Source organism: Acuticoccus sediminis (assembly GCF_003258595.1).
Lineage (GTDB): Bacteria > Pseudomonadota > Alphaproteobacteria > Rhizobiales > Amorphaceae > Acuticoccus > Acuticoccus sediminis.
In genome coordinates, this window is sequence record NZ_QHHQ01000003.1 from 647,115 (window position 1) to 672,719 (window position 25,605).

Sequence of the window (25,605 nt, forward strand, 5' to 3'; positions counted from 1 at the left end):
GTTATCGCCATGAGGAGGGCCGATGACCGGCCGCGAACACGTCGATCGGGTGCTCACCAACATGCGGGAGCTGGGCCCCCGGCGCCTTGCCGCACTCGCCGCCATCGCCGTCGCGACGCTCGTCGTCGTGGGCGTCGGCGCGAGTTATCTCGCCAAGCCAGCGCGTGAGGTTCTCTACACCGGCCTCGACCGCGAGGACGTCACGCGCATCGGAAACGTCCTGTCCGACGCGAAGATCAGCTACGACGTCTCGCCGGACGGCACCGCCGTCCTGGTGAACTTCGCCGACACCTCCGCGGCGCGCATGCTGCTGGCCGAAAACGGCCTGCCCCGCTCCCCCAACGCCGGCTACGAGCTCTTCGACGACATGAGCTCGTTCGGCCTCACCTCCTTCATGCAGGAGGTGACGCGGGTGCGGGCGCTCGAGGGCGAGCTGGCGCGCACCATCCAGGAGATGCAGGGCATCACCGCCGCACGCGTCCACCTCGTCATGTCCGACCGCGGCTCCTTCCGGCGCCAGCAGCGCCCGGCCTCCGCCTCGGTCGTGATCCGCACGGACGGGCCGAAGGGCGATGCCTCTGCCGACGCGATCCGCCACCTCGTCGCAGGGGCGATCCCGTCGATGGAGATCGGCTCGGTGACCGTCCTCGACACGCGCGGCCAGGTGCTCGCGTCCGGCGACGACCCGGCCAACCAGTCCACCGACCGCCTCGCCCGCCTCCAGAAGGAGACGAACTCCGGCCTCGAGGAGCAGATCCGCAAGACGCTGGTGCCGTTCCTCGGCGTCCAGAATTTCACGGTGTCCGTCACCTCCCAGCTCAACATCGACAAGACCACCGAGGCGGAGACGATCTACGATCCCGAAAGCCGGGTCGAGCGCTCGGTGCGGACGGTCAAGGAAGAGCAGTCGGCCCGCAACCGCAACATCGACCAACCCGTCACCGTCCAGCAGAACATCCCGCAGGAGGAGCTGCCGAGCGCCGGCGGAGCGGACGCGACCGAGGACTCCAACCGGCGCGAGGAGCTGACCAACTACGAGATCTCGAGCCGCCGGGTGGAGCGTGTCCGCGACGGGTTCGCCATCGAGAAGCTGTCCGTCGCCGTGCTGGTCAACCAGGACCGGCTGCTCGCCAACGCCGCCCTCGAGAACGGTCCGACGGTGGAGGCGCAGGTCGCCGACATCCAGGCCCTCGTCGCCACCGCGTCCGGCCTGTCGGTCGACCGCGGCGACGAGCTGAAGGTCGCCACCATCCCCTTCGCACCGGAGAAGGACCTGCTCGAGCCGGTCGAGGCGGAGGGCTTCCTGGCGATCCTGAACCGCCAGCTCGGAACGGTGATCAACGCGGCAATCATCCTGATCGTGGCCATTCTCCTCATCTGGTTCGGTCTGCGCCCGGCCATCCGCGCCCTGACCGCCCGCCACGAGGACCCCGCCGTCGCCGCCCTCCTCGAGGGCCAGAGCGCCATGGGCGAGGACTCGGGCGAGGAGGACGAGGAACGCAACTTCATCGAGGAGCTGAAGGCAAGCGCCCACAAGACCCCGCAGAAGCGCCTCGAACAGGTCGTCGACTACGACGCGGCGAAGACCGCCAAGCTGCTGAAGCAGTGGCTCATGCAGCCTGAGGCGGTCTGATGCGCTCCTTCGCCGACACCCTCCCGACGCTCCGCGATGGCGGGGCGTCCCAGCCGCCGCTCCCGGTCGCGCGGGAGGCCGCCCGGTTCAACCCGGTCTTCCTCCGCAAGGCGGCTTCCACCCTCGCCGCGCCCCGGGACGACGCCGCCGACCCCGTAGAGGTGGACGAGCCCGACGTCGCCGAGATCCGCCGCACGCTCCTCCGGCGCCAGGGTCTGGAGGATGGGCCCCCCACGGACACGCCGGCTCAGGGACCCCGCCAGGCCCTGTCCGCCGCCGAGGCGGCCCTCCTCTCCGCGCAGAAGGCGAAGCCGGAGACGAGCGGCCCGCCGGCGGCGCCCGCGGCGCCAAGGGGCGAGCCCCGCCCCGCCGCCGCGGTCGTCCCGCCGTTCATCAACGCCGGCGGCAAGGGCGAGATCATCTCGGTCGACCGGCAGATCGCCGAGGCCGTCGCCGAGGCGCGCCGCGAGGCGGAGGCCGAGAAGGCCAGCGCCGTCGAGTTTGCCCGCAAGGTCGAGCGCGACGTGGCCGCCCGCGCCGTGGCCGAGGCGCGCGAGAGATGGTGCGCCGAGGAGGGCACGGCCTTCGCCGCGCGCTGCACCGAGGCGTTCGACGCGCTGCACCAGAGGCTGGCCGACGCGTTCGCCCGCGCCCTCGCCCCGATCGCCGAGACCGCGATCAGGGACGCCGCCGTGCGCCGCTTCGCCGCCGTGCTGGACGACCTCGTCGGCGCGTCCGCCACGCAACAGGCGGTGACCGTGCGCGGTCCCGCCCAGTTCGTCGAGGCGCTGAAACAAGCCTCGGGCGACAGCGGCGTCGCATTCGAGGTGGCCGAGGGCGAGACCGAGCTCGCCGTCACCGTCGACGAGACGACGTTGCGCACGACCATTGGCGCGTGGGCGGAGACGCTCGCCAGGACAATCGGTGGGGACGATGCCTGACAAACCCCAAGACCTCATCATCCTCAAGCGGATCGAGGAAGTCGCGGAAGCGAAGAAAGGCGGCGCCTGGAAGGTCGCCCATGCCGACTTCATGACCGCGATGATGGCCTTCTTCCTCATCATGTGGCTGGTCAATGCCACGGACGAGGAGATCAAGAAGTCCATCGCGAACTACTTCAATCCGATGAACCTCATGTCCTCCCCAACCGACGTGCGCGGCATCGAGGATCCGACGAAGGACACCCAGCCTCCCGCCTCCGGCAACGAGGACGGCCAGCCCGTCGGCGACCGCCCGATGGGCTCCAACTCGCCCGGCGACGGCGGCAGCGCGTCCGGCGGCGGCAATGTCGAGATCGGCAACGACAAGCGCATGGCCTCCTCCGGCCTCAACGAGGAGAACGCCGGCGCGGCCTTCCACGACCCCTATGCCGTCATGACCTCGGCCGCCGCCGAAGTCGCGCCGGACGAGCCGGTCGCGGTCGACGTGCCGCAGTCCCAGGTCGGCGCGGACGGCAACACCGACATGCGCGACGCCCCTCGCGATCCGTTCGACCCGGCCTATTGGCAGACCACCTCGCCGCGCCCGTCGCGCTCGCTGCGTCCGGGACCGAACGATACGCCGGGCGCGATCCCGAACCAGGCGAGGATCGACGCCGCCGACCGCACGCCGACCGAGCCGGCCCAGCAGGCGCCGGACACCCCCTACGAGAGCTCGCCGATGAATGCCGTGCCGGGCTCGCCCGCGCTCGCCGCCAACAACCCGCCGGAGCCGCAGCAGGCCCCGTCCGTCGGCCCCCGCTCGCCCCTCGCCGAGGCGGTGCTCGCGGTCTACGGCAACGAGACCGCCAGCGCCGCGGCCGCCGGCGCGCAGCCGGCCGCACAGGACCGGAAGGCCGACAGGCCCGACCCGCGCGCCATCGCCCTCGCCGACGCGGCGCAGAGCATCGCCGCCGAGCTGAGAGGCGTCGACGCGGACATCGGCGTGACCGCCGGCGAGACGAGCGTCCTCATCTCGCTGACCGACGACCGCGCGTTCTCGATGTTCGCCATCGGCTCGGCGGTGCCGACGCGCGAGACCTCGCAGCTCTTCGCCCGCGTCGCCCAGGCCCTCGCCGACCGCGACGGCCGCGTCGTGGTGCGCGGGCATACCGATGCGCGCCAGTTCGCGTCCGGAACGTCCGACAACTGGGTGCTCTCCTTCGAGCGCGCCTACGCGACGAAGCGGGCGCTGGTCGCGAACGGCGTCTCCGAGGACCGCATCGCGCGCGTCGAAGGTCTCGCCGACCGCGAGCCGACCAACGCGGAGAACCCCTACGCCGATGAAAACCGCCGCATCGAGATCCTGTACGAGCCGGCCGAGGTGACCCCGTGATCCGTCTCTCCCACCGCCTAGCCCTCTCCACCGCGATCGTCTCGCAGCTCGCCGTGGCGACGCCGCTGCTGGCCGACTCCGAACGGCTGTCGATCTACCGCACCCACCCCGACCACATGGCGTGGTCGTCCGGCCGGAGCGGCACGCCGATGGACTTGCGGCCGTCGGGTGCGCCGGACGGGCCGGACACGGGGCGCGTCGTCGCGGACCCGCTCCGGCGCCCGCTCGAGAATGACGTCACCAGGCTGCTTGGCGAGCAGGCCCGGCCGTCCAAGCGCAAGAACCGCGTGGACTTCAAGCCGAGCTTCAATATCCGCGCCCCGTCCCAACGCCCGCGGTACGCAACGCCGGACCAAGGCGCGCCTGAAGCGCAAGGGGCGGTCCCGACGCCCCCCCGGTCCTCGCGCGTCCCCGTCCCCGCACCCGGTAGCGCCCCCCACCAAACCGCGGTCCCGTCCGGCCGGATGCCGGACGCGCCGATGCACGCCGACGAAGCCCCCGCCGCAGCGCGAACCGCGCCCCGGGCGCCCCGTGCCCGGGCCGCGTCGATCCCGGTCCCGCCGCCCTCCCCACGGCGCGCGCGCGGGATCGCGGCCGCGCCCGCCCATGCCCCGGCGGACGGTCCCGCGTTGTCGCGCGATGCCGCGACCCTTGCGTCGCCTCCCGCGCCGCTGCGCCGCGATGTGCCGCGGGTCCATCCGCATCGGGCGGCCGCGATAGTGACCGCCGCGACCGCCGCGACCGCCGCCGTCTCGGCCGTCGCGGAAGTCCATGCCGCGGATCACGGCGGCGGCATGCCGGCCGGCGCGCCGCACGGGCCCGCGCCCGTACCCGAGTCCCCGAGCGAGACCGCCCATGACACTCACCCTGCGCCGGCTGATGCGGTCCCTGCGCCGGCTGGCGAAGCTCGCAGCGACACGCATGGTGCGGTCGCCGAAGGTGCCGCAGCCAACGCGCCCGCGGCCGACGACCACCCGGCAGCCAGCGGCGAGTCCGACGCGGACCAGGACGCGCCGACCGAGACGCCCCCGCAGGTCGCCGAAGGCAGCGCGGATGATGCGCCGGGCGACGGCGAAGATATCGCGGCGCATGGCGATGAGCCGCATAACTACGACACGGCGCACGCCGGGAACGTCGCCGGGAACAACGCAGCGACGTCCGCCGACGGCGCGCACGGCGACGGCGCCCACGACACGGCCGCCACGAACGGCGACGCGCACGAGGTCGCCGAAGCTCATGCGGCAACCGAAGCTCATGCGGACGCCGAAGGTGAAGGTGACGGCGCGAGCCATGGCGAAGAGAGCCACGATGGCGAGGACGCGCCGCAGCGGGTCGACACCACGCCGATCCCGCCGGGTCCGACCCCGGTCCAGCTCATCAGGATGCTGACCGCGCTGCAGGACGACATCGCCCGCGGCTCGTCCACCGCGCTGCAGGCCCAGCGCGTCCTCAACCGGCGGATCGGCGAACGCTTCACCACCTCCGCGCCGCGCGAGTGGGAGGACCACGGCAACGCTCGCGCCCTCGTCACGTACGCGTTGTCGGGCGGTGATCCGACCGTGGTGCGCGACGTGGTGCGCGACGCCTGGCTCGATGAGGAGTACATGCACCTCGCCAAGGGAGCCCTGGCCTTCTCGGAGGGGCGGACCGAGGACGCGAAGTTCCATTTCAAGGCCGTCGAGGGCACCGATATCGCCCGCTCGATCCTCGGTACCATGCGCCTCGCCCAGGCCGCCCTCGTCGTCGGCGACGACCGCGAGGAGGCAATGCACTACCTCGACGACGCGCGTCTCAACGCGCCGGGCACGCTGGTCGAGGAGGCGGCGCTGCGCCGGGCGATCCTGCTCGCCTCGGAATCGGACGACTACCCCGAGTTCGAGCAGATGGTGGACCGGTACCTCCGCAAGTTCCGCAGCTCGGTCTACGCCGGCAACTTCCGGCGCCGCCTCGCCGCCGCTGTGACGCGGATGAGCTTCATCAAGGACCCCGACGCCATCGACAAGCTCGAGCCGATGCTCGAATCGATGACCGTCGCCGGACGCCAGGAGCTCTACCTCCTCATCGCCCGCTCGGCGATCGAGACCGGGAGCCACACCGCGACCCAGGCCGCTGCCGCGCGCGTGCTCGAGACCGCCGAACCCGGCACGCTCGACCATGCACGCGCCGAACTCTACCAGGCGGCGGCCGAGGTGGTGGTGCCGGACAGGCTGGAGAGCGCGACCGCCGTTCTGGAGCGGCTCCGGAGCGAGACGTTGCCGGACGACGACGCGGCGCTCCTGAAGGCCGCCCTCAGCCTCTCCCGGTCGGTCGTGACCCTGCCGGAGCCGGCGATGGACCTCCCGGTCCCGCCCGATGAAATGACGATGGCCTCCGCCGACGGGTCCGGCGCTCTCGAGGGCGCGCCGCCGGCAGATCCCGCGGCCGCGCCTCCCGACGACAACACGGCCGGGGATGACCCGCTCGGCCCTCCCCTGGATGTCGAGCGGCGCGTGGCGGCCGCCGTCTCCTCCATCGATTCCCTCTTGGAGACTGCCGAATGACCCGGATCGTCCCGGACACGAAGCTCGCGGCGCCTCATCTGGCGACCCGTCAGGGTCAGCCCGGCCCCGGCTTCTCGCTCGCCTTCCAGCAGGCGCTCGCCGCCGCCCTCAACAGCGAGGTCCCCTCGGGCGACGCCTCGCCGGGCGAGACCGCCCCGCCGCCGGACGAACCGAGCGCCCGGGCAGCGGCGGCAAAGACCGGCAAGCCCGGCCGCGCCGACCTCGCCCATCTGCTCGTGGCGGACCGCGAGGCGCGGCCGAAGGACGCCGGACGCGACGCGCCCGAGGGCGGCAACCGCGTCGCCGGGGCCGCCGCGCGGCTCGAGAAGCGCAGCGACGCCGGCGCCCGCGATCCACGCGTGACCGATCGGACAGAGACCGATCCCGGCCGCGTCGAGGTGCACCGTGCCGACCGTACCGACGGCATCCGCGGCGAGGCCGTGCGCAACGTCGCTGCCGCGGACGCCGTGCGTCATACCCCCGCCGAGCCCGCGACGGTCGCGCGGCGTTCCGAGAACGGGCGGTCCACCGTCCTCCCCCGCCGGGAGCAGGCACCGGGCGACGGCGAACCGCGCACGGCATCCGGGCGGCCGGTCCGCGGCGTGCCGGAAGCCGAAGCGAGCGTGCCTCCACGCCGCGGCCTCCTGCGCGGCGAGGCGCGCGACATCCCTCGGCAGCAGTCTCGAGAGGTGCCTGCCGACCGTCCGGCCGCCCGCGACCGCCTCGCGCCGTCGCTTCCCCGGACTCAGGTCGCCGGAGGGACCGAGCCGTCGGCCGAAGCCCGCTGGACGCGGCCCCATCAGCCGCGCGGCGAGCCCGACGGCCCGCGTCCCGGCATTGCGGGCGACCTCGAGACCGCCCCTCGTGTCCGCCCGGACCTCCTGCGCCGGACGCCACCGGCGGATCGCGGCGAGATGCACGGCACCGCGCGCAGCGTCCGCGCCGACGTTGTCGCCAACATGGCGCCGATCACGGTGGAGGACCTCGACCATCAGCAGCAGCGGCGCCGGATGCCGCAGCTCCGCGCCTCCGAGTCCACCCCCGTCCACGAGGCCCTGCATTCGACCGTCACCCGGCGTGAGACTCACTTCGCCCCGGTCATGATGCCCCGCCGTGAAGGGACGGCGGCAGGTTCCGCGGCGAAGTCCTCCGGCACCGACAGTCCGCCCCCCGCGAGCGATCCCGCAAGCTCGGCACCGGACGCGCGTGCCGCGTCGGACCAGCTCGGACGCGTCCTGGAGCGGACCGTCGCCGAGCTGCGGACCTCCGACGTGCGCGCACCCTCGCTCCAGCCGGCGGACGCTGCCGTCCGCCCGCAGCCCCGGCAGGCCGCCGGCCCGGTGCGTGTGGTCGAAATCCAGCTCCAGCCGGCAGCGCTCGGCTCCCTGACGGTGACGATGCGTCTCACGGCCGGCGCGCTGAAGGTCAGCGTGGTCGCCAGCCATCGCGAGACGGCGACCCGCCTCAACGAGGATCGCGGCGAGCTCACCCAGCTCATCCGCCGCGCCGGCTACGACGCCTCGGAGATCACCGTGGAGGCGGCCGCCTCGACCCAGAGCGGATGGGGCGACGACAACCCGTCCCCCGGTGGCGGCGACCGACGCGAGTTCGAGGAGCGGCGGCAGCGGCGACCCGCCGTCACCGAGAGCCGCGGCCGCCGCGCGATCCACGTCTGACGGCCATCGGCGCTGACCGGCGCGCAGGACCACCTGCGCGCCGCTTCGGGCGCGATGCCCGCCCCCGCGCGGTCCGGGGCGGGCGCTACCAGATCTCCGCGCCCGACATGCCCCGGGCGCGCTCGGCCTCGGACTGGCTGACCGCGCCGAGCGCGGCCTGACGGCGCATGTCGTCGTCCGCCGCATCCGCGACGCGGACCGTCACCTCGCGGTGCGCGAACTTGATCCCGTTCGCGGAGAAGACGTCGCGCACCCGCTGGTAGACGTGCCGGCGCAGCACGAACTGGTCGCCCGGCTTGGTCTTGAACTTGATCCGCACGATCATCGCCGAGTCGTCCATCTGGATGACGCCCTGGCTCTTCGGCGGCTCGAGGAAGAGGTGTCCGTACTCCTCGTTCTCGGCCATCTCCAGACCCAGCTTCTTCACCAGCTTGCGCACCTTTTCGATGTCGGTGTCGTAGGTCAGGCGGATGGGCAGCTTCATGATCACCCAGTCGCGCGAGTAGTTGGTGAGCTGCTTGATCTCGCCGAACGGGATCGTATGCAGCAGGCCCGAATGGTGCCGGAGCTGGAAGGAACGGACGGAGATCTTCTCCACCATCCCCGCCGTCCCGCTCACCTCGACGTATTCGCCGCGGCGGAACGCGTCGTCGAGCAGGAAGAAGGCACCGGAAAACATGTCACGGATCAGCGCCTGCGCGCCGAAGCCGATGGCGAGGCCGACCACGCCGGCCCCGGCGAAGAGCGGCGCGACGCTCACGCCCATCGCGCTCAGCACCACCATCACCACGACCGCGAAGATCAGGAACAGGACCACGTTGCGGAAGATCGGCAGCAGCGTTTCGAGCCGGGTCGCGCCGGGACCGAACCCCTCGCTCTCGGTGTCGGCAGTGGTGCCGCCGTTCGCCTCCCGCTCGGCCTCCAGCCGTTCGTTGACGAAGATGCGCACCGCGCTCCACCCGACCCAAGCGAACAGCACCATCACGCCGATGGCGAGCCCGCCCTTCAGCACGTGGCCCCATGGCGAGCCGAAGATGTGCCATACGACGCCGAGGAGCGCGATCCCCGACAGGACGCCGATCCCGCGGGCGAGACGCTCGAAGAGCACGCTCCACGGGTCGAACTCCGATCCCGCCGGAAAGCGGCGGTCGTGGATCATGAGGAGGATCCCGGTCACGAAGAGGCCGAACGCGATCGCCAGCACCGGCGCCATCACCGGCCCCACGGTCAGCCGGTTCGAGCTCGTCACCTCGGCGATGTTGGCGAACCAGCCGATGAAGAGGTAGGCGATCACCAGGAACGGCCACGTCAGTGCCACGGCGCGCCGCACGGAGCCCGGCGGCTCGGACGCGCCGAGGATCGCCGCCTTGATCGCCTGCTTGTAGACCAGCACCAGCGCCGCCAGCATCGCCACGCTGAAGGTCGGCGCCACGACCAGCAGGAACTGATGCGTGCGCGGCTCGAGCGGGAAGTAGGCCAGCCAGAAGCAGATCCACGTCACGAAGTTGCCGAGGAAGGCGACGAGGAGGATGCGCCGGAACAGCGCCCCGGCCAGGGTGTCGCCGATGGTGACGAGCCGCGCCTCGGCGTTCCCCGGCATCAGGATCGCCTGCACGATCACCCGGAACGCCAGGAAGGTGGAGAGCATGCCGATCACGTGGAGCGAGCTGACCTGCGCCGGCGAACGCACGGGCATGGCGAGGATCGTCACCAGCGCCCCCGCCCCGGCGAAGGCGACCGTCGCCGCGCCGCCGCGCGCGATGGAGCAGAGCGCCCACATGATGCGCCCGGAGCGCGTCTCCAGCGGGGTCGAGCCGACCGTGCTCCAGAGCCGCCCGACGAAACGAGCGGTGACGCGCCCGGCGAAGTAGCCGACGGTCACCGAGACGAGCGTCAGCAGCGCGGCCGGCAGCAGCCAGAGGAGCGAGCCGCCGCCCGCCTTCGCCATCGCGTCCAGCATCCGCTTCGGCGTCCGCGGCCCCTCGGCCAGGATCTGCGCGAGCGACAGGCGCACCGAGGCGATGAACGTGCCGACCTTGGAGATGTCCGGCACGGCGAGGCCGTCGCGCGCCGCCTCCGCTGCCGGCGGAGCGACGAACACGGTGTAGCCGGCGCCGCGCAGGGTATCGAGCGCGGACTCCACGTTGCCCGCGGGGGGTTCGCTGGGCTTCGTCTGCGCCCACGCCGCGCCGCAGAGCAGCAGAATGGTCAGAACAATCGTTCCCGCGAGCCTGATGATCCGTGCCATGATGCTCGCCTCCGTTCCTCGCTCTTTGTGCCAAATGCCGTCATTGGGCGCAACGAAGCCCACCGTGACGCCCCGATGCCCGCAGCGCCTTCTCCCCCGCTCCTGTCCGATCCGCGACTGCCCGCGTGCGCCCTCGACGCGATGGAGCGGGACGTCCTGCCGATGACCGCCGCCGGGGTCGCCGCCGGCAACAAGATCTTCGGCGCCGCGCTCATCGAGAAGTCGGACTTCTCGACCGCGCTCGCGGAGACCAACAACGAGACCGAGAACCCGCTGTGGCACGGCGAGGTCCACCTCCTGAAGCGCATCCACGAGCGGCCCGACATCGCCTCGCGCCCGCCGAGCGACTTCATCTTCCTGTCGACGCACGAGCCCTGCCCCATGTGCCTCGCGGCGATCACCTGGGCGGGGTTCGACACGATCCTCTATTTCTTCACCTACGAGGACAGCCGCGACGCGTTCGCCATCCCGCACGACCTGAAGATCATGGCGGAGGTGTTCGGCGTGCAGGACGGGGCCTACCGGCACGACAACGCCTTCTGGCACGCCCGCGCCGTGATGGACCTCGTCGCGGCCCTGCCGCAGGCCGAGGCGGCGCCGCTCCATGCGCAGGCCGAGCGCATCCGCGCCCGGTACGCCGACCTTTCCGCGCAGTACCAGGCGACCAAGTCCGGCAACACGATCCCCCTCGCCTGACGGGTCGCACGGTCGCCGCAGGGCCTTGGCTCGCGCGCCGGGCGGCCCACCTAGGGTCCACCGGAGGGGTTGCGCGGCGAGGAAATGGCGGCCGGGCGGCCCCGTCGGACAGTCCGAACGACGCGCGCGCCTGTCAGCTCCTCGCATCAGCGCCTTGACGCACCCGTTCGGCGTCCATAAGCGGCAGGAAGGTTGACAAGGGGACTCCATGGACGTCGAGATCACGCCGGACCTCGTGGCGCAGCACGGGCTCACCGCGGATGAATATGAGCGGTTCTGCGGGCTGATCGGCCGCACGCCGACGCTGACCGAGCTCGGCATCGTCTCGGCCATGTGGAACGAGCACTGCTCGTACAAGTCCTCCCGCATCCACCTGCGCACGATGCCCACCACGGGCAGGAACGTCATCCACGGCCCCGGCGAGAACGCCGGCGTCGTCGACATCGGCGACGGGCTCGCCGTCGTGTTCAAGATGGAGAGCCACAACCACCCCTCGTACATCGAGCCCTACCAGGGCGCGACGACGGGCGTGGGCGGCATCCTGCGTGACGTCTTCACCATGGGCGCGCGGCCCATCGCCTGCCTCAACGCGATCCGCTTCGGCGCCCCCGACCACGAAAAGACGCGCCATCTGGTGTCGGGCGTCGTCGCCGGCATCGGCGGCTACGGCAACGCGTTCGGCGTGCCGACGGTCGGCGGCGAGGTGGAATTCGACCCGTCCTACAATGGCAACCCGCTCGTCAACGCGATGGCGGTCGGCCTCGCGCGGCAGGACTCGATCTTCCTGTCCAAGGCGGAGGGTGTCGGGCGGCCGATCGTCTACCTCGGCTCCAAGACCGGGCGCGACGGCATCCACGGCGCGACGATGGCGTCCGCCTCGTTCGACAGCGAGGACCAGTCCGAGCGCTCCACCGTCCAGGTCGGCGACCCCTACGCCGAGAAGCGCCTCCTCGAGGCGTGCCTGGAGCTGATGAAGACCGGGGCGGTGATCGCGATCCAGGACATGGGCGCGGCCGGCCTCACCTCGTCGGCGGTGGAGATGGGGGCCAAGGGCAACCTCGGCATCCGCCTCGACCTCGACAACGTGCCCTGCCGCGAGACCGGCATGACGGCCTACGAGATGATGCTCTCCGAGAGCCAGGAGCGCATGCTCATGGTCCTCAACCCGGAACACTGGGACAAGGCGCGCGCCATCTTCGAGAAATGGGAGCTGGAGAGCGCCATCGTCGGCGAGACCACCGACGACCTCAGGTTCCGCGTCTGGCACAACGGTGTCGAGGAGGCGAACCTTCCCATCAAGGAGCTGGGCGACGAGGCGCCGGTCTATGACCGCCCGTGGACCGAGCCCGCCGCCCCGCCGGCCCTGACCGAGGCCGACCTCGCCGCCCCCAACGACGTCGGCGACGCGCTGCTGGCGCTGATCGGCAGCGCCAACGGCTGCTCGCGCCGCTGGGTGTGGGAGCAGTACGACCACGTGATCTCCGGCAACGTCGTCGGCGGCCCGGGCGGCGACGCCGCGGTGGTGCGCGTCGGCGACGGGCCGACCGCGCTCGCGATGACCGTCGACGTCTCCCCGCGCTACTGCCAGGCGGACCCGTTCGAGGGCGGCAAGCAGGCCGTCGCCGAAGCCTGGCGCAACCTGACCGCCGTCGGCGCGACGCCGCTGGCGCTGACCGACAACCTCAACTTCGGTGCCGCGACCAACCCGGAGATCATGGGCCAGTTCGTCCGTGCCATCCACGGGATCGGCGAGGCCGCGCGCGGGCTCGACTTCCCCGTCGTGTCCGGCAACGTCTCGCTCTACAACCAGACCGACGGCAAATCGATCCTGCCGACCCCGGCGATCGGCGGCGTCGGCAAGCTCGACCATGTCGACGTGCGCGCGACCCTCGCCTGGGCGGCCGGCGACACGATCTTCCTCGTCGGCGGCCACGGGGAGCACCTCGGCCAGTCGCTCTACCTCGACGTGGTCCGCGGATCGCGCAACGGCGCCCCGCCCCCGGTCGACCTGGCACTCGAGAAGCGCCACGGTGACTTCGTACGGGCCGCCATCGTCGACGGCATCGTCAAGGCCTGCCACGACATCTCGTCCGGCGGCCTCGGCACCGCGCTCGCCGAGATGGCGATGACGTCCGGCATCGGCGCCCGGCTCGACATTCCGGACCCGCTCCACGTCCACCTCTTCGCCGAGGAACAGGGCCGCTATGTGCTGGCGACGTCCGACACCGACCGCCTCCTCCTGGCGGCGGCGAACGCCGGCATCGCGATCGCCCCGATCGGCCTCGTCGGCGGCGCTTCGCTGGAGATTCCGGGCAAGTTGTCGCTCCCGGTTGCGGCCTTGACCGAGGCGCACGAGTCTTACCTGCCTGCTCTTATGGCGCAGCCATGAATTGTGTCATTCGCCGCGCGGCTTTATCCTAAGTCTCCAACGGAGATACGAATATGGCGATGGACGCACACCAGATCGAACGCCTCATTCGCGAGGCGTTGCCTGACGCGACGGTCGAGATCCGCGATCTTGCCGGCGACGGGGATCACTACGCGGCCGTCGTGGTCTCCGAGTCCTTCCGCGGCAAGACCCGCGTCGCCCAGCACAAGCTGGTCTACGACGCGCTGAAGGGCCGGATGGGCGGGGAACTGCACGCCCTCGCCCTGCAGACGTCGGCTCCGCAATAGTCCGGAGACCCTCGACGCTGAGGCGATGACGCTTTATTTGTCGAATGTTGTGCCGGCACCTAATTGCGCAAGCGACCGGTCGCCGGCACTCCGAAACACGCACCAGACAGTCCGCGGCACCGCCGCTTCTCATGGGAGTATCACATGACGGACGCTCACCAGACGATCGACAATGCGGTGAAGAGCAACGACGTGATGCTCTTCATGAAAGGCACGAAGCAGTTTCCGCAGTGCGGCTTCTCCGGCCAGGTCGTCCAGATCCTCGACTATCTCGGGGTCGACTACACGACGATGAACGTCCTCGAGGACGACGGCATCCGCAACGGCATCAAGGCATACTCCAACTGGCCGACGATCCCCCAGCTCTACGTCAAGGGTGAGTTCATCGGCGGTTGCGACATCATCCGCGAGATGTTCCAGGCCGGCGAGCTGCAGAGCCACATGACGGCCAACGGCATCTCCATGCGCGATACCGCCGCCTGAGACGCACCCGGCACGGCATCCGCCGGGCCCCGAACGACATCCGGCACGGCGCCCGCCGTGCCGCCCCTGCGGGGCCGGACCAGCGCCCCCGCATCGCCGCAGCGACTAAAGCTGCGGCCCCGCCGTCCCCGCGGACGCCTCCTCGGTTCCCGGACGGCAGGACGCTCCCCCCGCGACGGAAATCAGCGCCAGCGCATCGTAGGTCGGGCGCGTGGTGTCGAGCTCGAGTGCGCCTGCGCGGGCGTAGTCGGCCAGCGCACGCGCCGTGCGCGTCCCCCAGAGACCGTCGACCGGCCCCGGCGCGCACCCCACTCTCACCAGCGCCGCCTGGATCTGCCGGGTCAGGCCCGTCACGCGGTCGGGCACCACCTGGGTATCCTCGTGGACGACGCGGAACGTGGCGCCGATCCGGTGCAGCCTCAAAGTGTACATCAGCGTTCCCGCGCTCCGGGCGCCGGTTCCGGGGTTGGCGGCCGCGAAGTCGGCCTCGCCGATCACCGTGCAGGCCAGCCCGCCGGACGTGCACGTGATCGACGGCGCCCCGTTCTTGGTCAGCGAATAGCTCGGCCAGCGCTCGGCCTGGTCGGCCCGGCGGCGGATCAGGTCGGCGCGGGAGATGCGCAGGCCGAAGCTGTCGACCTGATCGGCATAGACCCGGCCCGCCAGCGTGCGCAGCGCGCCGGGCGAGGCGTTGGCGCTGGAAAAGTAGAAGTCGAGGAACTGCCGGGCGCGGACCACCGCCTCCTCGCGCGCCTCGTCCTGGCGTTCGGTCATGCGGTGGCGCAGGCTCCCCATCGTGACCGATTGCGACGCGGACGGGACCGACGCGGTCGCGAGCTGCCCGTCGCGGAGCCCCTTCGGCACCCGCGTGTAGGTCAGGCCCGACCGCTCGGCCAGATCGGCCGTGAGATAGGACATCGAGGTGTGGTCCGCCTCGGTCGCCATCACGACGACGCTGACGGGGTAGCCGAGACGCGTGAGGTAGGCACCGACGATCGCGTTGCCGCTTGCCGTCATGCGCACCACGTCGCCCTCCCGGGCCGCCGCCGCGTGGAAGCCGATCGATCCGCCGTCCTGCCAGGAGCGCTCCACCCCCGCGATCCAGATCAGCGCACAGGCCGAGGTGCAGTGGGCGTTGGCGGCGACGGCGGTGAAGTCGCCCCGCTCGCGCAGCCGGTCGCCGATCGCGAGCGCGTCGATCAGCTTCCCGCCCGGCCCGTCCAGGTAGATGACCGCCGGCGGCAGGTCGACGGTGACGCTGCGGAAGCGGGCGGCGTCGCCCAGCTCGATCTCGCCCGCGATGACGATGCGCGGGCGCTCGCCCTCATCGTCGACGACGCGGATCTCGGCCGCATTCACCCCGGTCGCAAGCGCGAGGATCACGCACAGAAGTGACGCCATACCTGGCCAAGCGACGCGCATTCGAGGCCCCGAGATTGACGATTAACCTCAGAGTGCTGCCAATGTGGTGCGAACTCAAGCCTGTCCGGACCGGCCTAGCGCAGACGTGAGAAGCGGAGACGCGCCGCAGCGGGGCGCCACGGCCGGAGAAGCGGGAGCCGATGAAGGTCGAGACCACGCCGATCGAGGGATGCCTCCTTGTGCGCACCACGGTGCTGCAGGACGAGCGGGGCTTTTTCCTCGAAACCTACAAGCAGTCCGCCCTGACCGAGGCGCTGGGCCGGCCCCACCGCTTCGCCCAGGGCAATCACTCGCGCTCGCGCGCCGGGGTCCTGCGCGGCTTCCATGCGGAGCCGTGGGACAAGCTCGTCGCCGTCGCGAGCGGGCGTGCGCTCATCGTGGTCGCGGACCCCCGGCCGGAGAGCCCCACATTCGGCGCCCACGTGACCTTCGAGCTCGGCGACGCGCCGGGGACGCGTGACCGCGTCTTCGTCGCCGCCGGCCTCGGGAACGCCTTCTACTGCCACACCGACGTCGACTACCTGAACGACGTCTCCGCCGAGTTCGATCCGGCGACGCGCGGGGGCTTCTCCTGGTCCGACCCGTTCATCGGCGTGGCATGGCCGACGGAGGAGCCGGCGCTGTCGCCGAAGGACATGAGCCTCTCCCGCCTCTCGGAGCAGCATGCCGATCACCCCGCGGTGATCGCCTGGCGCGAGGGGCGTCAGAGCGTGGCGAGCCGCCTCGCCTGATCGGGGAACGGCGGCGGCAGCACCGAAAGGTCCCTGAGAGCGCGCCGGGCGAACTTCGGGTTCTCCGCCGCGAAGTCCCGCCACCGCCGGTCCACGCCGTCGATGTCCGTCACCGCCGCCTTCACCGCGAGGAACGCGCAGCGCGCCTGACGCCGCTGGCGCCGGCTCATCGGCACGTCGAGCGGCGCGCCGTCGACCGCGACGTTGAACGGCGCCCCCGGCTCCACAAGGCGGAGGCCGCAGTGCTCGATCGCGGCGTCGAAGGTTCCGGCGTGCTCCAGCTCGCTGTAGGCGAACAGGGTGACGAGGCCGCGAAGGATGTCCGCCTGCCCGAGCGACAGCGCCTCCGAGGCCGGATCGTTGATGGCCGGGAGCCATCCGCCGAGGACCGCCGCCCGCTCGGTCGGGGTCAGGTGGCTGCGCTTGCCGCGGCTCGGCATCCGCAGCACCGTCGCCTCGGCGCTGGAGGCGATCCGCATCCCCTCTGCCTGGAAGAACTTCGCCCACATGAAGAGGTCGGACGGCCCGGGCTCGGGCGCCGGTGTCCACCCCTCGGCGAGCCGGAGGTAGGCCTCCCGCCGGTAGGCGACGTTGTTGAGGCCCGGCGCGAGGGGCCGCATCGCCGCCGCCGCGCGGCGCGAGACGGCGGTCCCGGCGTTGGCGAAGCGCCAGCGCACGTCGTCGCCGGCGGGCAGCCACATGACGCCCTGCCGCCCCCAGTCGGCCTCCTCGAGCAGCCGGTGCATGGCCGCCAGATGGCCCGTGCGCCAGAGATCGTCGTCCGAGAGGTGGCAGACGATCTCCTCCCCGGCCTCGCGGATCACGATGTCCCGGTAGGCCTCGCCGTAGCGCTCCCCCTTGGGGAAGACGCGGTGTTCCACCCGCGGGTCGTCGTCGCCGATCGCCTGCAGGATCTCCACCGTCCTTGCCGGCGCTCCGTCGCAGATCACCACCATGCGCCAATCCGTGACCGACTGCGCGCGGACCGCCGAGATGGACATCAGCAGCGCGTCCGCGTGGTCGTGCGTCGGGCACAGGATCAGCGTCTTGGCCATCGGGTCAGGCGCGCAGGCGGTAGCCGGTGCGGAACATCCAGCGGATGATGAGGATGCACGCGGCCGAGAACAGGGCGATCATCAGCAGCGAGAACGCGAGATTGACGTCCGCCGCCCCGAAGAAGCTCCAGCGGAACACCGAGACCAGATAGACCACGGGGTTGAAGAGCGTCACCGTCTGCCACGGCTCCGGCAGCATCGTCACCGAGTAGAAGCTCCCGCCGAGGAAGACGAGCGGCGTGATGATGAGGAGCGGCACGAGCTGGAGCTGCTCGAAGTTGCGCGCCCAGATCCCGATGATGAACCCGAACAGCGCGAAGACGATGCAGGTCAGCACCAGAAGCAGCACCATCGCCACCGGGTAGGCGATGTGGACGTCCACGAACGCCGTTGCCGTCGCGAGGATGATGAGGCCGATGAGGACGGACTTCGTCGCCGCCGCGCCGACGAAGCCGATCGTCAGCTCGTAGAAGGAGATCGGCGCGGAGAGGTACTCGTAGATCGAGCCGATGAACTTCGGAAAGAAGATGCCGAACGCCGCGTTGGTGACCGACTGCGTCAGCACCGTCAGCATGATGAGGCCCGGCACGATGAAGGACGCGTAGGAGACCCCCTCGACCTCCTGGATGCGCGAGCCGATGGCCCCGCCGAACACGACGAAATAGAGCGACGTGGTGATGACCGGCGCCACGAGGGACTGCAACGTGGTGCGAAAGGCCCGGCTCATCTCGTGCCGGTAGATCGCCCAGATGGCGTAGGTGTTCATTCGGCCGCCTCTCGGGTCTGGTGCGCGCGCTCGTCGGCCGAGACCAGCTCCACGAAAATGTCCTCCAGCGAGCGCTGGTCGGTCTCCACGTCGCAGAGCGTGAGCCCCGCCGCCGCCACGTCCCTGAAGAGCGCGCCGACAGGCTCCTCGCCGCCGCTGCCGCTCCAGACGAGCGACCGCCCGTCCGTCTCGAGGGCGAGATCATAGCCGGCGAGAATGTCCGGAATGCGCTTCAGCGGCTCGGCGAGCGTCATTGTGAGCTGGCGGCGGCCCATGCGGGCCATCAGCTGGTCCTTCTCCTCGACGAGGAGCAGCTCGCCGCTGGAGATGATGCCGACGCGCTCGGCGATCGCCTCCGCCTCCTCGATGTAGTGGGTGGTGAGGATGATGGTGACGCCCTGGCGCTGCAGCTCGCGCACGGCGGCCCACATGTCCTTGCGAAGCTCGACGTCGACGCCCGCCGTCGGCTCGTCGAGGAAGAGGATGCGCGGCTCGTGCGCGAGCGCCTTGGCGATCAGGACGCGCCGCTTCATCCCGCCGGACAGGGCGAGGATCGGCGAATCGCGCTTGTCCCACAGGGACAGCGTGCGCAGCAGCTTCTCCATGTAGGCCCTGTCGGCGCGCTTGCCGTGCAGGCCGCGGGAGAAGGCGACGTCCGTCCCCACCTTCTCGAACGGCTCGAGCGTCACCTCCTGCGGCACGAGGCCGATCAGGGAGCGCGCCTTGCGATAGTCCTCGACGATGTCGGCACCGTCGACGGTGACGCGCCCGCTGGTGGGCTTCACCAGACCGCAGATGACGGAGATCAGCGTCGTCTTGCCGGCGCCGTTGGGCCCCAGGAGGGCCAGAATTTCACCGCGCCGAATGTCGAGGGACACGTCCTTCAACGCGGTGTGGCCGGAGGCGTACGTCTTACTCAGCCTCTCGACCGATAGAATGGTATCCATGGAAGGCTCCGTTGGGACCGTTTGAGGCGGCCCGCCCGTTTCCGCGCCTAAATGGCACACTCGGGCGCTGAGACCACTCCCCCCAAGTGGGACCGCGCCTCCCGCCGCAAAAGGTAACGAATGCGTCACGGCCCATAGGACCCTGCGAAAGCGTAATTACATGGGGTGGAAACTGAGGTGGTCATCGCTATGACGAAATTCGTGCGCGCCGTGCTGACCGCGCTGGCCCTGGCGACGGGACTGACGGCGGGTATCCTGAGCGCCGACGCGGGCGGCGACAAGGCCCGCCAGGCCGCAACCGGCCCGACGGCGACGGCGATCTTCGCCGGCGGCTGCTTCTGGTGCGTGGAGTCCGACTTCGACAAGGTGAAGGGCGTGGTCGCGACGCAGTCCGGCTACACCGGCGGCCACGTCGCCAACCCGACCTACCAGCAGGTGAGCCACGAGAACACCGGCCACTACGAGGCGGTGAAAGTCACCTACGACCCCGCCAGGGTCTCCTACCGCACGCTGGTGGACTACTTCTTCCGCCACGTCGACCCGACGGACGCGGGCGGCCAGTTCTGCGACCGCGGCGAGAGCTACCGCACCGCGATCTTCGTCGGCGACGAGGCGCAGCGCGAGGCGGCCGAGGCTGCGAAGGCCGACGCGGCGGCGGCGCTGCACGAAGCCATCGTGACGCCGATCGAGGCCGCCGGCCCGTTCTACCCGGCGGAGGACTACCACCAGGACTACTACGAGAAGAACCCGCTGAAGTACCGCTACTATCGCTGGAACTGCGGCCGCGACGCGCGGGTCGAAGAGGTCTGGGGCAAAGCCCACACGCCATCCTAAAGCGGGGGTTGAGCCGGCCGCAGAAAGAGTGACGCTCCTTCCATCAACGACCGGGCGGCCGATTCGAGCCGCCGGCACCGATGGGAGGACCAATGACCCGCACCGCTCTCAACACCGCGCTCGCCCTGACGCTCGGCACCTCGCTCGCCGCCCTCGTGGCCGGGCCCTCGCTCGCCGCCGACGCCGCGCGCAGCGTGACGACATCGGCCGCGCCCGCCGCCGCGTGGGAGGCCGTGGGCGACTTCTGCGCCATCGCCACCTGGCATCCGGCCGTCGCCAAGTGCGAGCTCTCCGAACATGACGGCACCATGCGCCGCACGCTGAGCCTGGAAGGCGGCGGCACCATCGTCGAGGACCTCGTCGGCCGGGACGACGACGCGATGGAATATACCTACAAGATCATCGAGAGCCCGCTGCCGGTCGCCAACTACGAATCGACGATCGTCGTCACCGCCGACGGCGACGGTTCGCGCATCGACTGGACCGGCTCCTTCGACCCGTCCGGCGCCAGCGAGGACGAGGCGGTGAAGGTGATCGACGGCATCTACGAGGCGGGGCTGACCGGCATCGTCACCGCCGCCGAGAAGTAGGAGGGCCGCAGCGCAGGCCCCGACACACTCCGCAGAAACCGCCCCCTCGGGGGAGCGCGGCCGCACCGTGATGCGGCCGCGAGCTGGCGGCTGCCTTACGCGGCCTTCTGCGGCACGAACCGGCCGGCGGCGTCTTCCAGCGCGCGGGCGAGCGGCATGAGGCCGGCCTCGTCGAACGGGCGGCCGATGAGCTGCAGGCCCAGCGGCAGCCCGTCGGCGAGGCCGGCGGGCACCGAGATGCCCGGCAGGCCGGCCATGTTCACAGGGACGGTGAAGATGTCGTTGAGGTACATCTCCACCGGGTCCTGCTTGCCGCCGATCTCGAACGCCGGGCTCGGCGCCGTCGGCGTCAGGAGCGCGTCGACGCCCTGGTGGAAGACGTTCTCGAAGTCGCGCTTGATGAGCGTGCGGACCTTCTGGGCGCGCAGGTAGTACGCGTCGTAGTAGCCCGCCGACAGCACGTAGGTGCCGATCAGGATGCGCCGCTTCACCTCGTCGCCGAAGCCGGCCGCACGGGTCGACTCGTACATGTCGATGATGTCCTCGCCCGGGACGCGCAGCCCGTAGCGCACGCCGTCGTAGCGGGCGAGGTTGGAGGACGCCTCCGCCGGGGCGACGATGTAGTAGGCCGCCAGCGCGTACTTGGTGTGCGGCAGCGAGACATGGACGATCTCCGCCCCCGCGGCACGCAGCCAGTCCTCGCCCTTCTTCCAGAAGGCGGCGAGTTCCTCCGGCATCGGGTCGATCGAGTATTCCTTCGGAATGCCGATCTTCTTGCCCTTCACCGACCCTTCGAGCGCGGCCTCGTAGTCGGCGACCGGGAGGTCGACGGAGGTGGAGTCCTTGTCGTCCACCGAGGCCATGTGCTTCAGCATGATCGCGGCGTCGCGCACGTCGCGGGTGATCGGACCGGCCTGGTCCAGCGAGGACGCGAAGGCGACGATGCCCCAGCGCGAGCAGCGCCCGTAGGTCGGCTTCAGCCCCACCGTGCCGGTCAGCGCGGCCGGCTGGCGGATCGAGCCGCCGGTGTCCGTCGCCGTCGCCGCGGCGCACAGGTGCGCCGAGACCGCCGCCGCCGAACCGCCCGACGAGCCGCCCGGCACCAGGCGCCGGTTGTCGCTGCCCCACGGGTTCAGCACCGGGCCGAACGCGCTGGTCTCGTTGGACGAGCCCATGGCGAACTCGTCGAGGTTCAGCTTGCCGAGGCAGACCGCGCCCGCCTTCCAGAGGTTGGCGGTGACGGTCGACTCGTACGGCGGCACGAAGTTGCCGAGAATCTTCGACGCGGCCGTCGTGCGCACGCCCTCGGTGCAGAAGAGGTCCTTGATGCCGAGCGGCACGCCCTCGAGCGGACCGCCCTGCCCGGCGGCGAGCTTCTCGTCCGAGGCCTTGGCCATGGCGCGCGCCTTGTCGGGCGTCGGCAGCACGTAGGCGTTGAGGGACGTCGTCGCCTCGATGGCGCCGATGTAGGCGTCCGTCAGTTCGGTGGCGCGGATTTCCTTGGCGGCGAGCTTGTCGCGCGCCTCGGCGAGCGTCAGATCGGTCAGGCTCATTCGACGACCCTCGGCACGAGATAGAAGCCGTCCGCCGCTTCCGGCGCGTTGGCGAGCACACGGTCCGGGTATCCGCCGTCCGTCACGACATCGTCGCGGCGCTTCAGCGAGGCGTCGACGACGGAGGTCATCGGCTCGACCCCCTCCACGTCCACTTCGCCGAGTTGCTCGACGAAGCCGAGGATGGCGTTCATGTCGCCCTTCAGGCGCTCCAACTCTTCATCGCCCATCTTGAGGCGTGCGAGGTGCGCGACGCGGCGCACGGTTTCAGTGTCGACGGACATGGCGGCTCCAGCAATCCGGGCGTCCCGTACCACCCCTTTCGCGCGCCGCGCAACGTCGCCACGCGCCCGCTCTTGCGTTCGATCAATGCAGACGCCCGCCAGCGGAGTGTGATGGGGCGATCACCATAGAGGAGGCTCGGCCGTGCTCAAGGTTACCGCCATCGTCCACACCATCGTCGCACCGACCGTGATGGGCGTCCTCATCGTCCTCTGCCTGGTGACGCCGGGCTACGGGACCGGGTTCTGGATCGTCGTCGCCGCGGTCTCGGGCGCGGTCCTGTCGATTCCGCTGTCGATCTACGTGGCGCGAAAGATCCTTCACCTCAGCGGATCTGGACCGTCCTAGGTCCCTGCCCCAAGTCTCCTCCTAAAACAACATAAGATAGAGGAGACGACCATGGGCACCAGGACGCTCGACCACGCCGAGGTGGTTTCGCGGTGCTTCCCGCCGGCGGACGGGATCCCCAACCACCCCGACCTTCCCATGGTCGCGATCCGCAAGGCGCTGGCTCCCGGCACCGGCCCGGGCGACGCGCGGGAGATCTACGCCTCGAACGGCTGGGGCGGCATGTGGACCTGGGGCGTCTTCCCCTTCCACCACTACCACCCCGACGCACACGAGGCCCTCGCCTGCATCTCGGGCTCGGCCGAGCTGATGATCGGCGGAGCGTCCGGCGAGCGGATCCGCGTCGAGACCGGCGACGTCCTGGTGCTGCCGGCCGGCACCGGCCACTGCTTCCTGAGCGGCGCTCCGGACTTCAAGGTTTGCGGCGCCTACCCTGCCGGTCAGGAGGACTACACCACTCTCAGCGCCGCCGCGTTGCCCATGGACGAGGCCGCGGCGCAGGTCGCGCGGGTCCCGCTTCCCGAGTCAGACCCGATCTACGGTACCGACGGCCCGCTCACCAAGGCGTGGGGTCTGAGGCACTGAACCTCAGTGCTTGTACGGATCGGCGGCGTCCCTCAGGCCGTCGCCGAGGAAGTTGAACGCCAGGACGACGATGATGATCGGCACCACCGGAGCCATCAGCCAGGGGTAGATCGTCACCACGGTGATGTTCTGCGCCTCGTTGAGAAGGACGCCCCAGGAGATCGCCGGGCGCTGCAATCCGAGGTTCAGGAACGACAGCGCCGTCTCGCCGAGAATCATCGTCGGAACCGAGAGCGTCGCCGAGGCGATCAGGTGGCTCGAGAAGCCCGGCAGGAGGTGGCGCGTGATGATGCGCCTCGGCTTCGCCCCCATCAGCACGGCGGCCTTGGCGTAGTCTTCCTCCCGCAGCGACAGGAGCTTGGAGCGGACCGCGCGGGCGAGACCCGGCCAGTCGAGCAGGCCTAGGATGATGGTGATGCCGAAGTAGATCCACAGCGGCGGCCAGGTCACCGGCAGTGCCGCCGACAGCGCCATCCACAGCGGAAGCTCCGGCAGCGAGCGCAGGATCTCGATCAGCCGCATGATCACACTGTCGATGATGCCGCCGAAATAGCCGGCGATGCCGCCGAAGAACATGCCGAGCAGGATCGAGATTGTGATGCCGACGAGGCCGACCGTCAGCGAGATGCGCGCCCCGTGGACGAGGCCGGAGAAGACGTCGCGGCCCAGCCGGTCGGTGCCTGCGAAGAACATCGTGCCGCCCTTCGGCGGGCAGATGACGTGGAAGCGCCCCTCGATGAAGCCCCACATCGTGTACTCGCCCGCCATGCAGAAGAGGCGGATGTTCTGCGGGTTCTCCCGGTCCTCGATATAGTTCCAGCGCAGCGTGTCGAGGTCGAGCTCGGCCCGCATCGGGTAGACGAACGGCAGGTGCAGCGCGCCGTCGTGGACGATCCGCGGCGGCTGCGGCGGCGCGTAGAGGAACTGCGCGTTTCGCATGTTGGGGTCGTAGGGCGCGATCGGCTCGGCGAACGGGACGCAGAGGTAGAAGAGGCCCAGGATGACGAGCGACCAGACGGCGATCCGGTGCCGGCGGAAGCGCCACCAGATGATGCGCCACTGCGAGGCCTGGAAATAGCGCTCCTGCTCCGGCGTCAGCGCCTCGGCGTCGGTCGGGTCGAAGGGCGCGCGGTCGACGTAGCGGCTCGGGAGCTCCGGGAGGTTCGCGGCCGGGTCCACGATCTGCTGCTCCTTCACGACGCGGCCTCCTGACCGAGCCTGATCCGGGGGTCGAGCAGCGCCAGGAGAATGTCCGACACCAGCATGCCGATCAGCGTCAGCATCGCCACGAAGAGGAGGATGAACCCGGCGAGGTACTGGTCCTGCGACTGCAGCGCGCCGAGGAGCACCGGGCCCACCGTCGGCAGGTTGAGCACCACCGAGACGATGACCGAGCCCGAAACCAGCGAGGGGATGAGGTTGCCGATGTCGGAGATGAAGGGGTTCAGCGCCATGCGCAGCGGGTATTTCAGCACCGTCCGGCTCTCCGACAGGCCCTTGGCCCGCGCGGTGGTGACGTACTGCCGGTGCAGCTCGTCGAGGAGGTTGGCCCGAAGGCGCCGGATCATCGCCGCCGTCCCCGCGGTGCCGATGACGACGGTCGGCACCACGAGGTGGGCAAGGATGGAGAGGACCTTGTCGACGCTGATCGGCTGGCCGACGAACTGCGGCGCCATCATCCCGCCGATCGAGACCCCGAACCACTCGTTCATGAAGAAGAGCAGGATCAGTCCGAGCAGGAAGTTCGGCGTCGCGAGGCCGATGTAGCCGAGCAGCGTGAAGCCGTAGTCCCCCCAGGAGTACTGCCGCGTGGCGGAGTAGATGCCGATGGGGAACGAGACGATGTAGACGAAGAGGATCGAGGCGAAGTTGAGGATCACCGTGAGGAGCAGCGTCCCCGACACCACCTGCTCCACCGGCTTGGAGTACTCGAACGACCAGCCGTAGTTGCCCTGCAGGATCCCGTCGAACCCATTGGGACCGGGCCAGATGCCGACCCAGACGCCGTAGCGCTCCAGGAACGGCCGGTCGAGCGCGAACTCCTTGCGCAGGAACTCGAGCTTGGCGATCGACGCCGTCTCGCCCTGCACCCGGAGCTGCTCGATCTGGTTCGAGAGGTAGTCACCGGGGGGCAGCTCGATGATCAGGAAGATGAGCACCGAGATGACCAGAAGGGTCGGGATCATGCCCGCCAGCCGGCGCAGGATGTAGGCGAGCATGGTCGTCC

At 70.5% G+C, this 25,605-nt stretch carries 23 protein-coding genes; 14 read left to right on the plus strand and 9 right to left on the minus strand.

The annotated features are described in order from the left end of the window. Positions 1 to 22 precede the first annotated feature (22 nt). From fliF to fliK, 5 genes are read left to right on the plus strand one after another with little or no spacing between them, the layout of a single operon-like run. Complete coding sequence (fliF, locus tag DLJ53_RS17190; protein ID WP_111347464.1) at positions 23 to 1,633, plus strand: flagellar basal-body MS-ring/collar protein FliF; 1,611 nt, start codon at positions 23 to 25, stop codon at positions 1,631 to 1,633. Beyond that, positions 1,633 to 2,574, plus strand: coding sequence for a hypothetical protein (locus DLJ53_RS17195; RefSeq protein ID WP_111347465.1), 942 nt, complete (start codon positions 1,633 to 1,635; stop codon positions 2,572 to 2,574). The genes fliF and DLJ53_RS17195 overlap by 1 nt, the downstream gene beginning before the upstream one ends. After that, positions 2,567 to 3,946 carry a flagellar motor protein MotB gene (locus DLJ53_RS17200; RefSeq protein WP_146619990.1) on the plus strand — a complete coding sequence of 460 codons (1,380 nt, stop codon included), beginning with the start codon at positions 2,567 to 2,569 and terminating at the stop codon, positions 3,944 to 3,946. The genes DLJ53_RS17195 and DLJ53_RS17200 overlap by 8 nt, the downstream gene beginning before the upstream one ends. Then, a complete protein-coding gene (locus tag DLJ53_RS17205) occupies positions 3,943 to 6,486 on the plus strand; it encodes a hypothetical protein (RefSeq protein ID WP_111347469.1) in 2,544 nt (847 codons plus the stop codon). Before DLJ53_RS17200 ends, DLJ53_RS17205 begins: the two co-directional genes overlap by 4 nt. Further along, positions 6,483 to 8,162 carry a flagellar hook-length control protein FliK gene (gene fliK / locus DLJ53_RS17210; protein ID WP_111347470.1) on the plus strand — a complete coding sequence of 560 codons (1,680 nt, stop codon included), beginning with the start codon at positions 6,483 to 6,485 and terminating at the stop codon, positions 8,160 to 8,162. Before DLJ53_RS17205 ends, fliK begins: the two co-directional genes overlap by 4 nt. Before the next feature lie 85 nt (positions 8,163 to 8,247). Here the strand turns inward: fliK and DLJ53_RS35565 are convergent, their stop codons facing one another. Then, positions 8,248 to 10,410 carry a mechanosensitive ion channel domain-containing protein gene (locus DLJ53_RS35565; RefSeq protein WP_202913203.1) on the minus strand — a complete coding sequence of 721 codons (2,163 nt, stop codon included), beginning with the start codon at positions 10,408 to 10,410 and terminating at the stop codon, positions 8,248 to 8,250. Between the two features lie 75 nt (positions 10,411 to 10,485). Here DLJ53_RS35565 and DLJ53_RS17220 point away from each other — a divergent pair, with 75 nt between their 5' ends. From DLJ53_RS17220 to grxD, 4 genes are all read left to right on the plus strand, one after another. Beyond that, the gene (locus tag DLJ53_RS17220; RefSeq protein WP_111347472.1) at positions 10,486 to 11,106 is read left to right on the plus strand and encodes a deaminase; all 621 of its coding nucleotides are present in this window, start codon (positions 10,486 to 10,488) and stop codon (positions 11,104 to 11,106) included. A gap of 208 nt (positions 11,107 to 11,314) precedes the next feature. Further along, positions 11,315 to 13,495: a phosphoribosylformylglycinamidine synthase subunit PurL gene (gene purL, locus DLJ53_RS17225; protein ID WP_111347474.1), complete on the plus strand. Its 2,181-nt coding sequence runs from the start codon at positions 11,315 to 11,317 to the stop codon at positions 13,493 to 13,495. 53 nt (positions 13,496 to 13,548) lie between these two features. Continuing rightward, the gene (locus tag DLJ53_RS17230) at positions 13,549 to 13,782 is read left to right on the plus strand and encodes a BolA family protein (RefSeq protein ID WP_111347475.1); all 234 of its coding nucleotides are present in this window, start codon (positions 13,549 to 13,551) and stop codon (positions 13,780 to 13,782) included. A 144-nt stretch (positions 13,783 to 13,926) separates the two neighbouring features. Beyond that, entirely contained in the window at positions 13,927 to 14,265 is a 339-nt protein-coding gene (grxD, locus tag DLJ53_RS17235) for a Grx4 family monothiol glutaredoxin (protein WP_111347477.1), read from the plus strand. Positions 14,266 to 14,370: 105 nt separating this feature from the next. On the opposite strand, the gene DLJ53_RS17240 is transcribed toward grxD, so the two are convergent. Then, on the minus strand, positions 14,371 to 15,666 hold the full coding sequence (locus DLJ53_RS17240; protein WP_111347478.1) for a hypothetical protein: 1,296 nt from the start codon (positions 15,664 to 15,666) through the stop codon (positions 14,371 to 14,373). 161 nt (positions 15,667 to 15,827) lie between these two features. On the opposite strand from DLJ53_RS17240, the gene DLJ53_RS17245 reads away from it, so the two are divergent. Continuing rightward, positions 15,828 to 16,418, plus strand: coding sequence for a dTDP-4-dehydrorhamnose 3,5-epimerase family protein (locus DLJ53_RS17245; RefSeq protein WP_111347480.1), 591 nt, complete (start codon positions 15,828 to 15,830; stop codon positions 16,416 to 16,418). Here the strand turns inward: DLJ53_RS17245 and DLJ53_RS17250 are convergent. Genes DLJ53_RS17250 through DLJ53_RS17260 form a run of 3 tightly spaced genes read right to left on the minus strand, consistent with a single transcriptional unit; the run spans position 16,391 to position 19,186 of the window. Beyond that, positions 16,391 to 17,473, minus strand: coding sequence for a glycosyltransferase family 2 protein (locus DLJ53_RS17250; RefSeq protein ID WP_111347482.1), 1,083 nt, complete (start codon positions 17,471 to 17,473; stop codon positions 16,391 to 16,393). The two genes, DLJ53_RS17245 and DLJ53_RS17250, sit on opposite strands and share 28 nt — an antisense overlap. A gap of 4 nt (positions 17,474 to 17,477) precedes the next feature. Next, positions 17,478 to 18,239: an ABC transporter permease gene (locus tag DLJ53_RS17255; RefSeq protein WP_111347484.1), complete on the minus strand. Its 762-nt coding sequence runs from the start codon at positions 18,237 to 18,239 to the stop codon at positions 17,478 to 17,480. Then, positions 18,236 to 19,186 carry an ABC transporter ATP-binding protein gene (locus tag DLJ53_RS17260; RefSeq protein WP_111347486.1) on the minus strand — a complete coding sequence of 317 codons (951 nt, stop codon included), beginning with the start codon at positions 19,184 to 19,186 and terminating at the stop codon, positions 18,236 to 18,238. Before DLJ53_RS17260 ends, DLJ53_RS17255 begins: the two co-directional genes overlap by 4 nt. Positions 19,187 to 19,375: 189 nt before the next feature. Between DLJ53_RS17260 and msrA the strand changes: the two genes are divergently transcribed. Then, positions 19,376 to 20,020 carry a peptide-methionine (S)-S-oxide reductase MsrA gene (gene msrA / locus DLJ53_RS17265; protein ID WP_111347488.1) on the plus strand — a complete coding sequence of 215 codons (645 nt, stop codon included), beginning with the start codon at positions 19,376 to 19,378 and terminating at the stop codon, positions 20,018 to 20,020. A 92-nt stretch (positions 20,021 to 20,112) separates the two neighbouring features. Further along, positions 20,113 to 20,610 (plus strand): SRPBCC family protein, encoded by a 498-nt coding sequence (locus DLJ53_RS17270; RefSeq protein WP_111347490.1) that lies wholly within the window; start codon positions 20,113 to 20,115, stop codon positions 20,608 to 20,610. Between the two features lie 95 nt (positions 20,611 to 20,705). Here the strand turns inward: DLJ53_RS17270 and gatA are convergent, their stop codons facing one another. Both gatA and gatC read right to left on the minus strand, forming a co-directional pair. Further along, entirely contained in the window at positions 20,706 to 22,163 is a 1,458-nt protein-coding gene (gene gatA, locus DLJ53_RS17275; RefSeq protein ID WP_111347491.1) for an Asp-tRNA(Asn)/Glu-tRNA(Gln) amidotransferase subunit GatA, read from the minus strand. Continuing rightward, positions 22,160 to 22,447, minus strand: a complete 288-nt coding sequence (gatC, locus tag DLJ53_RS17280; protein ID WP_111347493.1) for an Asp-tRNA(Asn)/Glu-tRNA(Gln) amidotransferase subunit GatC — start codon at positions 22,445 to 22,447, stop codon at positions 22,160 to 22,162. The genes gatA and gatC overlap by 4 nt, the downstream gene beginning before the upstream one ends. 142 nt (positions 22,448 to 22,589) lie before the next feature. On the opposite strand from gatC, the gene DLJ53_RS17285 reads away from it, so the two are divergent. Continuing rightward, complete coding sequence (locus DLJ53_RS17285) at positions 22,590 to 22,793, plus strand: hypothetical protein (RefSeq protein ID WP_111347494.1); 204 nt, start codon at positions 22,590 to 22,592, stop codon at positions 22,791 to 22,793. 51 nt (positions 22,794 to 22,844) lie between these two features. After that, positions 22,845 to 23,378 (plus strand): cupin domain-containing protein, encoded by a 534-nt coding sequence (locus DLJ53_RS17290; RefSeq protein WP_111347496.1) that lies wholly within the window; start codon positions 22,845 to 22,847, stop codon positions 23,376 to 23,378. A 3-nt stretch (positions 23,379 to 23,381) separates the two neighbouring features. Here DLJ53_RS17290 and DLJ53_RS17295 read toward each other — a convergent pair whose 3' ends face one another. Both DLJ53_RS17295 and DLJ53_RS17300 read right to left on the minus strand, forming a co-directional pair. Next, a complete protein-coding gene (locus tag DLJ53_RS17295; protein WP_226577935.1) occupies positions 23,382 to 24,575 on the minus strand; it encodes an ABC transporter permease in 1,194 nt (397 codons plus the stop codon). After that, positions 24,572 to 25,597, minus strand: coding sequence for an ABC transporter permease (locus tag DLJ53_RS17300; protein WP_111347497.1), 1,026 nt, complete (start codon positions 25,595 to 25,597; stop codon positions 24,572 to 24,574). Before DLJ53_RS17300 ends, DLJ53_RS17295 begins: the two co-directional genes overlap by 4 nt. Between the last annotated feature and the right edge of the window lie 8 nt (positions 25,598 to 25,605).

What these genes read in the sequence shown, in the direction of transcription:
- fliF (WP_111347464.1), top strand. Translation starts at nt 23, where the DNA reads ATGACCGGCCGCGAACACGTCGATCGGGTGCTCACCAACATGCGGGAG.
- DLJ53_RS17195 (WP_111347465.1), top strand. Translation starts at nt 1,633, where the DNA reads ATGCGCTCCTTCGCCGACACCCTCCCGACGCTCCGCGATGGCGGGGCG.
- DLJ53_RS35565 (WP_202913203.1), bottom strand. Translation starts at nt 10,410, where the DNA reads ATGGCACGGATCATCAGGCTCGCGGGAACGATTGTTCTGACCATTCTG.
- DLJ53_RS17220 (WP_111347472.1), top strand. Translation starts at nt 10,486, where the DNA reads ATGCCCGCAGCGCCTTCTCCCCCGCTCCTGTCCGATCCGCGACTGCCC.
- gatA (WP_111347491.1), bottom strand. Translation starts at nt 22,163, where the DNA reads ATGAGCCTGACCGATCTGACGCTCGCCGAGGCGCGCGACAAGCTCGCC.
- DLJ53_RS17260 (WP_111347486.1), bottom strand. Translation starts at nt 19,186, where the DNA reads ATGGATACCATTCTATCGGTCGAGAGGCTGAGTAAGACGTACGCCTCC.
- grxD (WP_111347477.1), top strand. Translation starts at nt 13,927, where the DNA reads ATGACGGACGCTCACCAGACGATCGACAATGCGGTGAAGAGCAACGAC.
- DLJ53_RS17255 (WP_111347484.1), bottom strand. Translation starts at nt 18,239, where the DNA reads ATGAACACCTACGCCATCTGGGCGATCTACCGGCACGAGATGAGCCGG.
- DLJ53_RS17200 (WP_146619990.1), top strand. Translation starts at nt 2,567, where the DNA reads ATGCCTGACAAACCCCAAGACCTCATCATCCTCAAGCGGATCGAGGAA.
- DLJ53_RS17300 (WP_111347497.1), bottom strand. Translation starts at nt 25,597, where the DNA reads ATGCTCGCCTACATCCTGCGCCGGCTGGCGGGCATGATCCCGACCCTT.
- fliK (WP_111347470.1), top strand. Translation starts at nt 6,483, where the DNA reads ATGACCCGGATCGTCCCGGACACGAAGCTCGCGGCGCCTCATCTGGCG.
- DLJ53_RS17230 (WP_111347475.1), top strand. Translation starts at nt 13,549, where the DNA reads ATGGCGATGGACGCACACCAGATCGAACGCCTCATTCGCGAGGCGTTG.
- DLJ53_RS17270 (WP_111347490.1), top strand. Translation starts at nt 20,113, where the DNA reads ATGACCCGCACCGCTCTCAACACCGCGCTCGCCCTGACGCTCGGCACC.
- purL (WP_111347474.1), top strand. Translation starts at nt 11,315, where the DNA reads ATGGACGTCGAGATCACGCCGGACCTCGTGGCGCAGCACGGGCTCACC.
- DLJ53_RS17240 (WP_111347478.1), bottom strand. Translation starts at nt 15,666, where the DNA reads ATGGCGTCACTTCTGTGCGTGATCCTCGCGCTTGCGACCGGGGTGAAT.
- DLJ53_RS17250 (WP_111347482.1), bottom strand. Translation starts at nt 17,473, where the DNA reads ATGGCCAAGACGCTGATCCTGTGCCCGACGCACGACCACGCGGACGCG.
- gatC (WP_111347493.1), bottom strand. Translation starts at nt 22,447, where the DNA reads ATGTCCGTCGACACTGAAACCGTGCGCCGCGTCGCGCACCTCGCACGC.
- DLJ53_RS17290 (WP_111347496.1), top strand. Translation starts at nt 22,845, where the DNA reads ATGGGCACCAGGACGCTCGACCACGCCGAGGTGGTTTCGCGGTGCTTC.
- msrA (WP_111347488.1), top strand. Translation starts at nt 19,376, where the DNA reads ATGACGAAATTCGTGCGCGCCGTGCTGACCGCGCTGGCCCTGGCGACG.
- DLJ53_RS17245 (WP_111347480.1), top strand. Translation starts at nt 15,828, where the DNA reads ATGAAGGTCGAGACCACGCCGATCGAGGGATGCCTCCTTGTGCGCACC.